The organism is Methanolobus mangrovi (assembly GCF_031312535.1).
Lineage (GTDB): Archaea > Halobacteriota > Methanosarcinia > Methanosarcinales > Methanosarcinaceae > Methanolobus > Methanolobus mangrovi.
In genome coordinates, this window is the sequence record NZ_CP133594.1 from 1,640,388 (window position 1) to 1,656,313 (window position 15,926).

The window sequence follows — 15,926 nt, forward strand, 5'->3', positions numbered from 1 at the left end:
TCACATAAATATTTATATATATGTCCATGAAATATTGTATTGTGGATTTTAAGTAAGGGAGGATTTTCTTAAAAACAGGAAATAACAAATACAAATCTAAAAAGGGCAGTTTATTTTAGCTGGCATCATTAGGCAACAAACACCCAGTATTTAATTTATTGGTTTCCGTGCAGGAGTTTTAGACTATTCTGAAGTTTAACTCACACTTCAAGATAGGTCATTGCCATTATTAGTTTATTCCAACCGCAAATAACTTTAATAATGAAGTAAAGGAACCTTACATTGCACATGAATTAATATAATAATTATGTACTGGTTAATCCGAAAATGATACCAAAAAACCATAGCCAAAAGAATGATGATGAAGATTATCAGAAAATAATAAGAGAAGTAAAAGATCTACGTGCCAGATTAGAGGCATCTGAGTCTGAATTAAACGAAGTTAAACAGTTTTACACTGAAAGACTCGACAATCTCAACGATGTTCTTTTTTCAGTTGATACCGAGGGTTATTTCACATACATCAACCCTGCCATCAAAAATATAACCGGCTATGAGATAGAAGAGGTTCTTGGAACGCATTTTACAAAACATGTCCATCCCAATGATGTTGCCGGACTGCTTGAAGATATTGAAAAAACAGTCTCAGGCGAACATAAGCCCTATATGTTTAGAATAATCAAAAAGGATGGCTCAATAAGTTATGTACACACAACATCCCGTCCGATCATTAAGAATGGGGAATTCACAGGCATCAATGGCCTTATGGTTGATATAGCCAGATTGAAACAGATAGAGTTCAAACTCAAAGAAGAAAGGGACAGGGCACAAAAATATCTTGATGTCGCAGGAGTCATCATTCTTGTCATGGACAGAGAAGGTAAGATCAAACTGATCAACAAAAAAGGATGCGAACTGTTCGGATATGGAGAACATGACCTTATATCTAAAAACTGGTTAGAAATATCAATCCCTGAAGAACGTCAGATAAAAGCTAAAATTGATTATTCCGGACTGATGGACGGAAAAACCGAACTTCAACCTTATTTTGAAGCTCCCATCCAGATCAAAGATGAAACAAGGTTCTTTGCATGGCATAACATCTTACTAGAGGACGATGATGGTAATATTACAGGAGTGTTATCATCTGGGAATGATATCACCGACCGGAGAAAAGCCGAAGAGGCACTTATTTTTGCAAAATTGATATCCGATAATGCCCATCGTACAAAGAGACAGTTCCTTTCCAACGTCAGTCATGAACTCAGGACACCTTTAAACCTTATTATAGGATATTCCGACCTGCTCCACGAGGACTATGTCGGTACCACAAATGAAGCACAAAAACAATACCTTGATGTCATTAAAAGAAGTGGTAATCGACTACTTCTTTTAATTAACTCCATGATCGAGCTTTCAGCCATTGAAGAAGGCAAAATAGAACTGGATATGAAGGATTTTTATATCCCCGTACTTATTAAAGATATAGAAAATTCAACGCGTCCAATGGCAAAAAAGAAGCAAGTAAGTCTGGAGTTTGAACTTGAAGATGATGTAACAACCATATGTGCAGATAAAGAAAAAATAAAAACCGTTCTTTATAATCTCATTAGCAATGCAATAAAGTTCACACCTTTGTCAGGAGATGTAAAAGTTAGCATCGCCAGGGATGGGAAAATGTTAAAAATATCTGTCAAAGATACAGGTATTGGCATGGAAAAATCGGAGATGGATAAATTATTCCAACCATTCTCACAAATTGATTCTTCGCTCAATCGTAGATTTGAAGGTGCTGGCCTTGGACTTATAATAGTGAAAGAATTCGTAGAAATGCATGGAGGAAACATACAGGTTGAAAGTGAAATAAACAAAGGAAGCAATTTTACCTTTTTTATCCCCATGCTCCCTGAAGAAAACCAGACACATGTCAGGCATCTTTTAATTTAACTGCAGTGCCGTAAGCAAGCAATTCAGCTGCACCGGCCATTGTCTGGGAATTTGTGAATCGCACATTTACAATTGCATCAGCACCAATTTCTTTTGCATTTTCCACCATCCTGTCAAATGCCTCTTTCCTTGCCTGTGTAAGCATATCGGAATAACCTTTTAACTCCCCTCCAACGATATTTTTCAGAACGGCCATAATGTCACTCCCGATATGTTTGGCACGTACAGTGTTCCCGAATACCACAGCAATTATGTCAAGTTCCTTTCCATCAATTCCGTCTGTTGTTGTCACGATCATTGATATTCCTCAATATCTTCTTTTTTCAATGTGAAAACAAAAGTACTACCCTTACCTGCCTCACTAATTGCAGTTATCGTTCCACCCTGACCTTCTATAATACCTTTAACGATTGACAGGCCAAGCCCTGTTCCTCCGACTTTACGAGTGGAAGTACTGTCTATCTGGTAGAATTTATCAAATATCCTTTCAAGTTCATCAGGACCCATACCAATACCGTTGTCACTTACACTAACCTTTACACTGCCATTATCATCCTCAACAGTAATTGTGACCTTGCCGTTATTTTTACTGAACTTTACAGCATTGTTCAAGAGATTTACAAACACCTGCACAAGTTTGTCCTTATCAGTATTGATCAAAAGCAGATCATCGGGGACCTCTACTAAAATAGTCATATTCTTCTCCCTGATAATGTTGTCAAGCACCTCTAGAGAGAGCTTTATAGCATCTTCGATGTCAACGGGATCCTTATGGAATCTCATCCGGTTGGATTCAATTCTGGAAACATCAAGAAGGTCATCAACCATCCGGGATTGACGATCGATGTTCCGTATAATAATATCAAGCATCTGCCGTCTCAAAGAAACATCACACGTTTCATCCTCCCTCAGGAACTCACTTGATGTTTTCATAGCAGTCAGCGGAGTCTTAAGCTCATGGGATACAATTGAGAGGAATTCTGTTTTTAACCTGTCAAGCTCCTTGAGTTTTTTATTTGCCGACCTGAGTGACTCATTTGACTCCTTAAGCTCCTGTGTCTTGTCATCTACTTCCTTTTCAAGACTCCTACTCCAGTTAAAGAGAATAACAACGATGAAGGAACTCACAAAGATGATAAAAAGAATTGAAACTGCAACTACAATGAACAATTTTAAGTAAACCGAGACCATCAGCCGATCAACTTCGGAAGAAGGACTTGTGATAGCCAATGACCATTTCTGGTTGTACCAGTTAATAGGAGAATATGAGACCAGCCTTTCTTCATATATACTACCATTATCAAGAACCAGATACTTTCCACTACCTTCCGTTCCATTGACCTGTTCTGAAATAATATAAAGTAAATCCGGAGAAATTGAAGTCAGCAGTTCGGTGTAATCAGTCCCCCTTTCATAATGTCCTGACCCATCAAAAAGTAACCTGCCTCGTTCGTCAAGCAAATACACATAACTTGATGAATTTGATTCAACTACATACCTGCTTTTAAGATCAGACTCCCTGATAATAGCAATAAAAGCTCCCCTGAACTCGCCTCCCCCGTAAACAGGAACCCATATAAAAGAACCATAATTACCCTCCATCAACTTCAGAGGCTCGGTAATATAGACCTCTCCGGTTTCCTTTATCCTTTCAAATGCACGATATTGGTTTTCCTCATACAGGTTTAACCCTACAGGAACATATTCATCAGGATAACCTGAAACTATTGTCCCGTTCTCTGAGACATATTCCACCACATAGAACATGCTTGCAACATCATAGACACTTTTAAGATCCGATGCAAAATTATCAGGCGGAACACCAGTATCCTTTTTTGCAATGACCTCTAACAACAATACCTTCTCATTGAGGGACCTTTCTATACTATCGGAGAGATGACGGGTTAATAGCAGTTGCTGATTCTGGTATTGTTCCTCAACGACCGATCTGACCTCCATATTGGTCTTCATCCAGAGGAAGACTATGGAACTTATCAAAAGCAAGACTACTGCAGCAAAAAGAATTAGATTCCATCTGCTTTTTCGGTTCCACATGGATAATTAGAAATTGATTAAATATCCTGATTTCTTCTCAGGATCATTTTAATACGTGCTTTCAGTTCTTTAAGATTGAACGGCTTGGTCACATAATCATCTGCACCCAATTCAATACCTTCAACCTTGTCATCGACTTCACCACGTGCTGTAAGCATTATAACAGGGATGTGGTTATACATCGAATCGGATTTCAGCTGCTTGCATACTTCAAAACCATCGATCCCGGGAATCATAAGATCAAGCAGTATAACATCCGGTATTTCCGAATGTACTTTATCTATAGCTTCATAGCCATCTTTGGCCTCTACAATGTTATATCCTTCAGCCTCTAATGCTACTTTCAGAGCCAACAGGGCATCCATCTCATCATCGACTATGAGGATCTTTTGCCTTATATCCGACATGTTTTTCAACGTATCTTCAACAACTGACTCTGAAACCGATAATTTCTCTGAGATCTCCCTGGTAGTCATCCCGGGGTTCTTCTCCAGAAGTGAAAGAATCTTCTCGCTAATGTTTTCTGAATGCATGATAATTCTACCTGAAACAAGCTCATAAAATATAGAAGAATGATATTATTAAAACCTTTCCAAATATGGTAGAGTTTCTGTTTTAGTAAACAGCCTATCCAATAAAAGAAAATCTTATAAGCCATAACAGATTATTAAATCAGGATAATAAATGGATGCGCTGGAAGAGATTTTTGGAAAGACGGCCCAGATGACAGTTCTGAAGAACCTTATTGCACACAAAGATGAATCAACATATCTTTCAGGAATTGCGGACGAAACCGGACTGTCACACTCCAGTGTTGCAAGAGTAATAACACCACTTATCAAGAGTGATATTGTTATCGAAAAACCCCTTGGTAAACAGATAAGGACATTCAGGTTGAATCTTGAGAATGAAAAAACGAGACTGATACTTGATTTTTATAAGAATCTTAACCTAATACAGGATTAAGATTCCGTATTTTCCATCAAATAGATATCTTGCTGTTGTCCAGAGTTACTCAGCATCTTTCTTGCAAAACCTCCCGAAATATGAGCCAGCAGATTCAGCACATGAAGTGATGCCAAACCTACAAATATCCCTGAGATAGAAATAAGAAGTGATTCATGGAAAGTGCTGGCAAAACTATTACCCATGATATAAAGAATAGGATTGATCAACAGCCCTAATGTCAAAGCTACCAGGAATACCATAACTACAAGTGAAAATATCCCCAACGGGAACTTCACTAACAGGAATAAAAGCGCTTTCCAGGTAACCGGACTCTTGACCCTGCATATAACTCTGCCAAGAATACTTTTTTCATTAACAGGTTTCAGTGACATGGGAGGAATGTCAATACTCAATAACCATATTGCCAGCTGGCGTTCTAAAGATGCTATCTCCCACCAGGCAAGAAATACAAGAACCAGTACAGGAATACCTATCCAGACAAGTAAAAGTCCGAAACCCAGGGACAGACCTGATACAAGGAATACGAAATAAGCTGTCCCAAGCGGGAATGAGAATAACAGATACAGGATATTCATATAGGTCTGCTTTTCAAAAGCGACCTTAACAAATTCCCTCAGACCAGTCTCTATTTCAGCCATTTGTTCTCCTTGTTTTTTATCCATCGGCAGAAGCCTGCCATTCCCTGAAATTCTCTGATATTATCTAATGTTTGCCGTATACTGAAATCTACCTGCCATACTCTTCAATACGTTTTGGTCTTCTTACAAAGAAGTAGACAAGAGCACCCAGCAGATGAGTAAAGATAATAACAATTATCCAGATCAGCTTATCATTTCCCTCAGACGGTTCTTTCATGGCGCAATCAATGAGAATCCACAGCCAGAACAAAGTCCCAAGTATTCCTATTCCAAAGAAAAGGAAGAACATGATAAATGGAATTATCATAAATACAAATTCATCAAACATATTATTTTATTCTCCATTACCCTGTTATTTCTATTGATTATTTCAATACTTCTTTAAATTACTCGTGCCTCAGTGCATCTACAGGATTCATCCTGGCAGCTTTGTTAGCAGGATACATACCAGCAAGCAAACCAACAATCAGTGACACCAGCATACCTAACAGTATGATATCTGCCGGGAACACGTAAGGAAGACCCATTGCATTGTCTGCAAGATAGGCACCGGCCACACCAAGGGCAATTCCCAGTATACCGCCAAGCAGCCCCACTACTATTGATTCTACCATGAAAAGAGACAGAATCTCGTAGTTCTTGTAGCCAAGAGACTTCATGATACCAATCTCCCCGGTTCTTTCAGTGACTGTCACAAGCATGATATTCATAATTCCGATAGAACCTACGATCAGGGATATCAAAGCAACCGATGTGAGCAGCGAACCCAGCGCAGCTGATAATTGGTCAACTTCGTCCAGTATCTCGCCCTGATTCATAAGAGAATAGGGTTTTGCATCTTCGTTATCCAGATCCCTGAAAGGAACTCCCAGATCCCTGGCAAGTCTCTTGTCAAGCTCATCTGTTACTTCATCGATGGACTCAAGGCTCGTGGCAGCTGCAAAGAATCCCCAGTAATAGTCCTGATCCATAATCTCATTCATGGTTGAGATAGGGATGAAGATCCTTTCGTCCGGCTCTATACCGCTTTGCACGAATGTGGTCTCGGGACTGTCCACAATACCCTTTACCTTGAACTGCTTTGTAACTGTCTCGCCATCCGGCCTTGTAAAGGTCAGTTCGATTGTATTCTTATCAGATATCTTGCGGTCGAACTTCTCATATGCAACATCGTGACCAATCACTGCCATATACCTGTCCTTGTCATCGATGAATGTCCCGCTTTCCATCTGGATATTGCCTACTTGCTCATAATCCTCAGAGACTCCCTGGACAGTGATCTGCCGCATGGTGGAAATGTACTTTACCTGAGCCACTTCCTGACTCAATGGGGATACGCCCACAATACCCGGCGTGTTTTTCACTACTTCCATTTCACCATCATGGAACAGATTAGCGGCCTTACCTTCGATTATAATGAAATTGTTTCCCACAGAACCTATCTCTTCGGTAAAGTACTGGTTGAAACTGGCCCCCAATGATACATTGGCAATGACAGCAGCCACACCTATGACAATACCAAGTGTTGTCAGTGCAGACCTCAGTTTTGAGCTGCTAATGCTCGCAATTGCCATCCTAAAGGAATGTTTCAGACTCAGCATAACTGACACCTTAGTTGTTCTGCTTCCTACGCTTTATGAATATGACTGCAGGGATCCCAAGCAATATTGCAAGTCCGATACCTGCGGTTGCAAGATTTCCACTGTTCCCTTCTTCTTCAGTTGTGAGTTCCAGTTCGCGGACAGCAACTTCGGTGCTGTGTTCATTTATGCCGTTCCTGTAATCAACAGTGATAGTAACCGGAACTGATGATTCCTGAATGTCAGTTTTCGCATCCACCTCTATTGTAAAGAGTTCATCTGAATCCATTGACCCGACAAAGTATTCCTCAGGAGAGAAATCAACACCATCTGCACTTAGCTTCACACTTACAGAACTCAAGGTGTTGGGATGCATATTGGCAACATCGAACTCAAGGGTGCCCTCACCATTGATGAGTTCCATTGGTTTGGAAGGTATGACCTTGATAGATGCAGAATCTACCTTTACAGGAATTCTCCAGTTATTATTGTAAGTGTGGGAATTGCCTACCATGGACAGGTCCAGATAGTAAGTGCCGTCCTTCACATCATCGGCCAGTTCAACATTGTAACTAAGGGTAATGGAATCACCTGCACCTACAACACCGGAACCAACATAATTGTCGCTTGTGACATCGATGCCCTCGACACCATTAAGAGCAGCCGACTGGACACGTGCGTTTGTATCATAATCCACATCATCAATGGTCACCGAACTCTCGGTTGCGGTGTTTGTGAGAGTGAAAGACACAGTCCCTATGTCCCCGGGCATGAACACCACAGGGTCGCAGGTGATATCTATGAGTTCTATGGTTCCCTTGCTGTCAAAGGTACTGGAACCCACGTTAAGACCGAAGGATGACTTATACCATGAACCACCCGTGTATATCTGATAATAGATATCTACTGTACCTGTGCCTACCTTTGCATTTTCATCCACATACAGACGATATTCATGCACCGCAGCATCTTCCGGAGAGAGTATGCCTATAAATTCCACTGCATTGTTCTGTGAATCCAGGGAAAATGGATATTCAGGTTCTATCTTTAAGGATACTGCATCAGCACGTCCATAACCTATATTCTCAATTTTCACACTCACACCCACATACTCACCTATCTGAGCCGGGAATGGATCATATTCAATTATATTAACTTTCATTGTAGCTGCTGAAGCTGCTGAAACCGGTGCCATGAAAGAAGCACTTAACATAGCAACACAAACTAAAATGTAAATTGACCTCTGGATAACATTATTAACTTCCATTCAAAACCACCCTCAATTATTTTCGATATATCCGTCTTTGATGTAAACGACCCTGTCCACGTATTGTGCCATTTCAGGATCGTGTGTGATCATCACTATAGTACGTCCTTTTTTGTGAAGGTCGGAGAAGATTTCCATGACCTCTTCACCTGTCTTAGAGTCCAGATTACCTGTTGGCTCATCGGCAAGTATAAGTGAAGGATCATTGACCAGTGACCTGGCTATTGCAACCCTCTGCCTTTGCCCTCCTGACAATTCCGTTGGTTTGTGACCCATACGGTCATCAAGACCTACAAGTTTCAACAAGTCCCTGCCCCGCTGAGCTGTATCCACTCCTTTCTTAGAATTTGAATATGTGGGCAGCATTACATTTTCATAGGCACTCAGGCGTGGAATAAGGTTAAAATTCTGAAATACAAAACCAATCTCAAAACCCCGAAGTTCTGCAAGCTCATTGTCTGAGATACAATTCGTATCCTTACCCATAAGCAGGACCTTTCCCCCGGTAGGCCTGTCAAGACAGCCTATCATGTTCATCAGGGTACTTTTTCCGGATCCGGAAGGACCCATTATTGCAACAAATTCCCCTTTTTTGATACAGAGGTCTATCCCGTGCAGTATAGGTACCTCCATATCACCAAGAAAATAACTCTTTTTCAGATTCGAGATATCGATAACATTCATATCACCAGAAGCATCCGTATTGTAACCGGCCATCTGTATTCACCTCTAATTGCACCAACTTGACTATTTATCGTCAAGTTAGACAATGATATGGAACATACTTAAACGTTTCCATATATCGACTGGTTAGTTATTCAGAACTATAGATGTATTACACATGCCACTAAACAAGACGAAATGTCCAGTACACTGATCACTCGTGACGAAGAGCTTCCACAGGATCAAGATTTGCTGCCTTGTTAGCAGGATATACGCCAGCTACCAATCCAACGAGCACAGATATGGAGAAACCCAGGAATATAAGATAAATTGGGAATACCGGTGGGATATTCAAATAGACCTCTACCAGATAAGACCCCAGAAGACCCATAAGTGTTCCGAGGATACCTCCGATAACTCCCACTATAATAGATTCAACAATGAAAAGTATAAGGATACCGGATTTTGTATAACCCAGTGATTTCAACAGACCTATTTCCCGCGTCCTTTCAGTAACAGTAACCAACATTATATTCATTATGCCTATGGACCCTACAACAAGAGCCACAAGTGCTACAAGTGTAATGAGTATGGTTAGTGACTGTGCAAGAGCATCCAGTTGCTCGATTATCTCTGCCTGATTGAAGATGCGGTACGGTTTTGCATCATCGTTATCAAGATCCCTGGAAGGTACACCCAGCGACCTTGCAAGACGTTTATCAACCTCATCCGAAACCTCCCGGACAGATTCAGCGCTTCCGGTCCTAGCCGAAAAACCTCCGTAATCTGTGACATTCAACATCTCATTTAATGTTGCTATGGGGATGTAGATTATCACATCACGGTCCGGACCACCCGTTACAAAAGTATTATCCTCACTTGCAAGTATGCCTTTTACCCGGAATTTCCGGGTAACACTTGTTCCATCCTGACGCTTGATGGTTATATCAACATAATTCTTAATGGAGATATCCTTCTCGAATTTCTCCTCTGCAACCTCTTTCCCCAGCACTGCCACAAATTTATCCTTGTCTGTAAGGAAATTACCTTCTCCCACTTCCAGATTGGATATATACTGGGCATCTTCACTCACACCCTGTACATCGATCTGCCTTGTAGCCGATAAATATGTGACTGCTGCCGTTTGCTGGTTGAAAGGCGAAACACCATCTATCCCCGGAGTATTCCTGATGAGTTCCAGTTCATTGTCATAGAAAATATTGACATCCTGACTGTAGATTATAATGAAATTTGAACCAAGTGAACCAAGCTCATCCGTAAAATACTGGTTAAAGCTTGCACCAAGGGAAACATTCGCCACAACCGCAGCAACGCCTATTATGATACCAAGGGCTGTGAGGGTTGAGCGCAGTTTCGCACTGCTTATGCTTCCAAGAGCAATGACAAATGCATGTCTCAGATCTATCATGCTCACTCCTTCCTCAAAGCTTCAACAGGGTCCATACGTGCAGCTTTCCTTGCAGGATAAACACCTGCCACCAGTCCCACGACCAGGGACACAAAGAATCCCAGGAATATCAGGCTTACTGGGAAAATGTTTGGCAGATCCAGGAAATTGTTTGCTATTGAGGCCACCCCTATCCCAAGGATAGTACCAAAGATACCACCAATGAGACCTACTATCATTGATTCTATGATAAAGAGAGAAAGCACATCCTTTTCACTAAAACCAAGTGATTTCAAAAGGCCTATTTCCCGTGTTCTTTCTGCAACTGTCACCAGCATAATATTCATTATTCCAATGGAACCCACCAGCAATGAAATTAGAGCAACTGAGGTCAGAAGTGATGTAAGGGCCGCAGAAAGCTGATTAGTCTGCTCCAGTATCTCGATCTGGTCAAAGACAATGTAGGGTTTTGCATCATCATTATCCAAATCCCTGCCCGGAACACCTAAACTGCGTGCAAGTCGCTTGTCTATCTCATCAGCAGTCTCCCGAACTACATCCAGACTCCTGGCTTTTATGAAAAATCCTCCGTAATCATCCCTGCCAAGTATTTCGTTCATGGTTTCTATGGGAATGAAAACACGGATTTCCGGCTCTACACCTGTTTGTGCAAAGGTGGTGTTAGGGTCCTGGATTACGCCTTTGACAATGAAAGACTGTGTGACAACTCCACCATCCTCCCTCCTGAATGTAATATCGATTGGATTTTTGATAGATATCTTCTTATCGAACTTCTCATAGGCAACATCGGCACCTATCACTGCAACATACCTATCCTTATCTGTGAGGAATGTTCCTGAATCCAGATTGAAGTTCGCCACTTCATCGTAGTCTTCTGTGACACCCTGAATATCGATCTGCCTTGAGACAGACATGTAAGTGACCTTGGCCATCTGCTGGTTTATGGGAGAAACACCCTCAACACCTGGCGTATTCTTTATAATTTCCAGCTCTTTATCAAAGAATACATCGATATTCTGGCTGTAAATTACAATAAAATTAGAGCCTACGGCTCCTATCTCATCATTGAAATACTGGTTGAAGCTGGCTCCAAGTGATACATTGGCTATCACTGCTGCTACGCCTATGATAATTCCAAGGGTTGTAAGAGCAGACCTGAGTTTGGAACTGCCGATGCTACCCAATGAGATTCTTATAGCCTGAGCCAGACCTAACATACAAAGTGCATCCTGAGTTACTGTTTTTCCATTCTGCGCTTGTAAAGGATGTAAGCACCTGCACCTACAACAATGAGGAGAAGCACTAGTAGGTAGATACCCGAACCACTATCGCTTTCAACTACATGATGCTTCAATTGACGAACTTCTACCTGCTGTGTATGTTCATTGAGGCCATTCCTGAAATCCGCATTGATAATCAGGTCAACCGGGAAAGTTATGTCCTCTGATGCAGCCTTTGCATTGATCTCGATGGTGAAGAGTTCGTCAGGGTCCATCGAACCAATGAAATACTCTGCCGGGGAAAACTCAATACCTTCTGCTTCAAGTTGCACACTCACAGATGAAAGCATATTGGGATGGATGTTGGCAACATCAAATTCAAGCACCCCTTCTCCATTTTCAAGTGCAAGTGGCTTTGATGGAATAACCCTGACAGAGGACGAATCCACTTTTATTGGAATCCTCCAGTTGTTATTATATGAGTGTGAACTGCCGACAATGGAAAATTCGAGATAGTATGTCCCATCAGGAGTGTCTTCATCGACCTGCACATTGTATGTGAGGTCCACTGACTCACCCGGGCCGATGATACCGTTTCCATAATAAGTACCTGTGGTGACTTTTACTCCTTCAACGCCGCTAAGAGATGCAGATTGTATTCTGGCATTGGTATCATACTGCTCCCCGTCAATGGTGATGGAGTAATCGGTGGCACTATTCTGAAGTGTGAATGAGATTGTACCAGTATCCCCTGGCATGAAAACCTCAGGTTCCTTTACAGGCTCGCCTGAGAGCTGTATAGTTCCTTTACTGTCAAAGCTGTCGGAACCCACCCTTATCTCGAACTCTTTCTTGAACCATGTACCACTGCTGTCTTCCTGATACCATACTTCAAAAGTACCGGTACCCTGTTTTGCAGCCGTATCCGTAAAGAGCCGGAATTCCTCAACTGCTGCATTGTCGGGCGTCAGTATTCCAATGTTGACCTGTGCGTTTGCGCTACTGTCCATGGAAAACGGATAATCAGGAACCATTCTTATGGAGAGGTCATCTGCTTTTGCATATCCCAGGTTCTCCACTTTCACCCATACACTCACATATTCCCCTATCTCTGCAGGAATAGGATCGTACTTAAGGATGCTAACCCTGAGGTCCGCACCATCCGCAGCAGATGCATTCAGCATCATCACAAGTGACAACAATAATACACTTGCTATAATCAAAACCAGCCTCTTTTTCCCAAACATAACCTACCCTCCGTTTTCCTCAGTTATTATCAATGACCCCGTCCTTCAGATAGACGACCCTGTCCGCATATTTTGCCAGATCCGGATCGTGTGTGATCATAACTATCGTCCTTCCTTTTTTATGAAGGTCCGAAAATATCTCCATGACCTCCTCGCCAGTCTTTGAATCCAGATTACCTGTTGGCTCATCTGCCAGAATGAGAGAAGGATCGTTAATCAATGCCCTTGCTATTGCAACCCTCTGCTGTTGTCCCCCGGACATTTCAGACGGTTTGTAGTTCATACGATCCAGAAGACCAACCATCTCCACAAGTTCCTTTGCCTTTTTCCGGGCATCTACACCCTCTTTCTTATTAGCATAAGTAGGAAGCTCAACATTCTGGAGAGTTGTAAGTCGCGGAACAAGATTGAAGTTCTGGAAAACAAAACCTATCTCAAGACCACGCAGTTTTGCAAGTTCCGGGTCTGAAAGTGTGTTCACATCCTTCCCCATCACAATTACCTGCCCACAATTTGGCCTGTCCAGACAACCTATCATATTCATCAATGTGCTTTTACCAGAGCCGGAAGGCCCCATTATAGCAACGAACTCACCCTGCCCAATGCTAAGGTCTATACTTTTGAGTATGGGTACATCCATATCCCCCACATGGTAACTCTTACACAGATTGACAAGTTCAATTACAGGAACTCCATCCATCATTTTTAGACTGCTCTCATTACTCTCAGCCATAGTATGACCCCTGAAACGCCCGCAAGCACTAATGAGTGCCTTTTATGAAAATACCAGATTTTAGGCTGTAAAGTAAATCTGGTCTGAACTTATAAAAATGTTCTTTGTTTGCCGATTATTTCAACTGGTTGAAAGTTGATGAAACCAAAACTGAATTATTTATTATCGTAACAAACTATAAATATCCATAAATCCATGAATGGTTTGACTATATATCGACAGATTTGAATATTTACACGTTGGTTTGCAGATTAACAACTAAATTGGATGTGGAAAGGATGTTGGAAGTATTAACAGACCCTAACGGGTTTTTCAATAGAAGAATAAATCAGGATATCGAGTGGAAGAATCCACTTATTATCATGGCCCTGATGGCAATAATAGGAGCCGTAAGTGCTTATATTGTAATGATGAAAGTAATGGGAACACTGCCGGCAGAAGCAGCGCCCTTTGCAAGTATTGGAGCAGTATTTGGAATAATCGGCGCGGTAATAGGCGTCATTTTTGCGTGGATACTATACAGCGCAGTGTTCTATATCGTATCACTTGTGTTCCATGGTGAAGGAGATTTCAAGAGAGTAATGGAATTTGTATCATATGGATTCATACCAAATATAGCAGGCTCCCTCGTGAATCTCTATTTCACAAACAAAGTATTTTCAAACATTGATTTTAGCATGACAGAGCCGCAATTGCTGCAGGAAGCAATATTATCAGACCCCTCAATGAGAATTGCCGGGATAATAGGAATCATATTTTTGTTATGGAGTGCAAATATCTGGATGTTTGGGCTCATGTACTCCAGAAATCTAAGTTTTAAGAATGCTGCAATGACCGTAGGAATTCCGGTATTAATATATATACTGTACACATTGCTCAACTTAAAACTTCTTGGTGCATGAAAGTGAATAGCATGATAAAAATAATCACTGTGGCCATGATACTTCTGGCCACATTCTCTTTTTGCGGGTCTGCAACCACGGATATCAGGCCTACCCTTACTCTTGAATATGATATAGAACCGGAAGTATTCATGCCAGGAGACATGGGAACGATAACGGTCACACTTGAGAATATGGCAACAGGTGAGATATACGTAGAAGAGGATGACGAGACACTGGACATGAATGCTTACATTGCCAGTGCAAGTCTTGATGGAAACGGCAATCTGGAGATACTCGATAAGAGTTACACCGATGTCGGGCTGCTTGGTCCCGGAGATACTCTGGAACTCACATTCAATATAAAAGTCAAGGAAACAGCTAAAACAGGAGTCCATTTTGTCGACCTTATAATCGTAGGCGGCAGCAATATGTACGACCTCAACTACCGCATACCGGTAAAAGTGGATGACAGGAATGTAAAGCTGATATTGTCCAATTTACCTTCTACCCTGATGAATGAGGTTTCCACTATCAGCGTTGATGTTGTTAACAGAAGACCAAATGACGTAACAAGCGTCATTGTTACGCCTTATGCCGAAGACATGACTTTCAGCCCCTCCGATTACTTTGTGGGTAGCATCCCGGAAGGAAACAAGTCTACCGCTATATTCACCCTTAACACCATGTCCAGTGAGGAAGGCTACAGAAACATTTCATTTACTGCGACCTATTTCAACGGAGATAATTTGCATGACTCCGATACGGCAACAAAGGATGTCAGGATCATTAAACAGTCGCCCCTTGTGTTCACAGGTATTGAGATAGAGAAAGCAGGTAACAAATACACAGTATCAGGCGACCTGAACAATTTTGGTATCACAGATGCAAAGAATGTGATGGTTTCAATCGATGATGTCGAAGGTGTGGAGCCTGTACAACCCTACGCCAATTATTTCATCGGGACCCTGGAAGCAGATGATTTCAGCAGTTTTGACCTCAGCGCCAGAGTAACATCAGGAAACATTTCCTCAATACCCGTACTCATTGAATTCAGGGACCCTGACAATGCCTACACTGCTATTTCCCAGGAAATATCCCTTGAATCAGGAAGTACATATTCAAATGGTGAGGACGAAGGAAGTTCACTGGGCCTCTGGCTGATTGCAGGACTTATCGCTATTGGAATTGTAGCTGTGATAGGATACTCATGGAAAAAACGCAGGGATGAAGAGAATAAAGTAGAAAGGGAAGATGGAACAGAAGTTCCCGATGAGGATTATCTCCTTGAATGAAC

The 15,926-nt window shown here is 41.6% G+C and carries 16 protein-coding genes; 4 read left to right on the forward strand and 12 right to left on the reverse strand.

What is annotated here, in order from left to right; translation table 11 throughout:
• Nucleotides 1-327: 327 nt before the first annotated feature.
• Nucleotides 328-1,947, forward strand: coding sequence for a PAS domain-containing sensor histidine kinase (locus tag RE476_RS07820; protein ID WP_309307097.1), 1,620 nt, complete (start codon nt 328-330; stop codon nt 1,945-1,947).
• On the opposite strand, the gene RE476_RS07825 is transcribed toward RE476_RS07820, so the two are convergent.
• Genes RE476_RS07825 through RE476_RS07835 form a run of 3 tightly spaced genes read right to left on the reverse strand, consistent with a single transcriptional unit; the run spans nt 1,928 to nt 4,535 of the window.
• Nucleotides 1,928-2,245 carry a heavy metal-binding domain-containing protein gene (locus tag RE476_RS07825; protein WP_309307098.1) on the reverse strand — a complete coding sequence of 106 codons (318 nt, stop codon included), beginning with the start codon at nt 2,243-2,245 and terminating at the stop codon, nt 1,928-1,930. The two genes, RE476_RS07820 and RE476_RS07825, sit on opposite strands and share 20 nt — an antisense overlap.
• Nucleotides 2,242-4,002 (reverse strand): sensor histidine kinase, encoded by a 1,761-nt coding sequence (locus tag RE476_RS07830; RefSeq protein ID WP_309307099.1) that lies wholly within the window; start codon nt 4,000-4,002, stop codon nt 2,242-2,244. Before RE476_RS07830 ends, RE476_RS07825 begins: the two co-directional genes overlap by 4 nt.
• A gap of 17 nt (nt 4,003-4,019) precedes the next feature.
• The gene (locus tag RE476_RS07835; RefSeq protein ID WP_309307100.1) at nt 4,020-4,535 is read right to left on the reverse strand and encodes a response regulator; all 516 of its coding nucleotides are present in this window, start codon (nt 4,533-4,535) and stop codon (nt 4,020-4,022) included.
• 151 nt (nt 4,536-4,686) lie between these two features.
• Here RE476_RS07835 and RE476_RS07840 point away from each other — a divergent pair, with 151 nt between their 5' ends.
• Nucleotides 4,687-4,968, forward strand: coding sequence for a MarR family transcriptional regulator (locus tag RE476_RS07840; RefSeq protein WP_309307101.1), 282 nt, complete (start codon nt 4,687-4,689; stop codon nt 4,966-4,968).
• On the opposite strand, the gene RE476_RS07845 is transcribed toward RE476_RS07840, so the two are convergent.
• The 9 genes from RE476_RS07845 to RE476_RS07885 all read right to left on the reverse strand — a co-directional run bounded on the left by RE476_RS07845 (nt 4,965) and on the right by RE476_RS07885 (nt 13,748).
• Nucleotides 4,965-5,609, reverse strand: coding sequence for a sensor domain-containing protein (locus RE476_RS07845; RefSeq protein WP_309307102.1), 645 nt, complete (start codon nt 5,607-5,609; stop codon nt 4,965-4,967). The two genes, RE476_RS07840 and RE476_RS07845, sit on opposite strands and share 4 nt — an antisense overlap.
• A gap of 88 nt (nt 5,610-5,697) precedes the next feature.
• On the reverse strand, nt 5,698-5,937 hold the full coding sequence (locus RE476_RS07850) for a PLDc N-terminal domain-containing protein (RefSeq protein WP_309307103.1): 240 nt from the start codon (nt 5,935-5,937) through the stop codon (nt 5,698-5,700).
• A 58-nt stretch (nt 5,938-5,995) separates the two neighbouring features.
• On the reverse strand, nt 5,996-7,210 hold the full coding sequence (locus RE476_RS07855) for an ABC transporter permease (protein ID WP_309307104.1): 1,215 nt from the start codon (nt 7,208-7,210) through the stop codon (nt 5,996-5,998).
• A 10-nt stretch (nt 7,211-7,220) separates the two neighbouring features.
• Nucleotides 7,221-8,456: a COG1361 S-layer family protein gene (locus RE476_RS07860; protein WP_309307105.1), complete on the reverse strand. Its 1,236-nt coding sequence runs from the start codon at nt 8,454-8,456 to the stop codon at nt 7,221-7,223.
• Between the two features lie 12 nt (nt 8,457-8,468).
• Nucleotides 8,469-9,173: an ABC transporter ATP-binding protein gene (locus RE476_RS07865; RefSeq protein WP_309307106.1), complete on the reverse strand. Its 705-nt coding sequence runs from the start codon at nt 9,171-9,173 to the stop codon at nt 8,469-8,471.
• A gap of 160 nt (nt 9,174-9,333) precedes the next feature.
• The gene (locus RE476_RS07870) at nt 9,334-10,548 is read right to left on the reverse strand and encodes an ABC transporter permease (protein ID WP_309307107.1); all 1,215 of its coding nucleotides are present in this window, start codon (nt 10,546-10,548) and stop codon (nt 9,334-9,336) included.
• Nucleotides 10,549-10,550: 2 nt separating this feature from the next.
• Nucleotides 10,551-11,765, reverse strand: coding sequence for an ABC transporter permease (locus tag RE476_RS07875; RefSeq protein ID WP_309307108.1), 1,215 nt, complete (start codon nt 11,763-11,765; stop codon nt 10,551-10,553).
• Between the two features lie 17 nt (nt 11,766-11,782).
• A complete protein-coding gene (locus tag RE476_RS07880; protein ID WP_309307109.1) occupies nt 11,783-13,015 on the reverse strand; it encodes a COG1361 S-layer family protein in 1,233 nt (410 codons plus the stop codon).
• A 19-nt stretch (nt 13,016-13,034) separates the two neighbouring features.
• Nucleotides 13,035-13,748, reverse strand: coding sequence for an ABC transporter ATP-binding protein (locus tag RE476_RS07885; RefSeq protein WP_309307110.1), 714 nt, complete (start codon nt 13,746-13,748; stop codon nt 13,035-13,037).
• A 278-nt stretch (nt 13,749-14,026) separates the two neighbouring features.
• Between RE476_RS07885 and RE476_RS07890 the strand changes: the two genes are divergently transcribed.
• Together RE476_RS07890 and RE476_RS07895 are read left to right on the forward strand one after the other, a co-directional pair.
• Nucleotides 14,027-14,650 (forward strand): Yip1 family protein, encoded by a 624-nt coding sequence (locus tag RE476_RS07890; protein WP_309307111.1) that lies wholly within the window; start codon nt 14,027-14,029, stop codon nt 14,648-14,650.
• An 11-nt stretch (nt 14,651-14,661) separates the two neighbouring features.
• Nucleotides 14,662-15,924, forward strand: coding sequence for a COG1361 S-layer family protein (locus RE476_RS07895; RefSeq protein ID WP_309307112.1), 1,263 nt, complete (start codon nt 14,662-14,664; stop codon nt 15,922-15,924).
• Nucleotides 15,925-15,926: the final 2 nt, after the last annotated feature.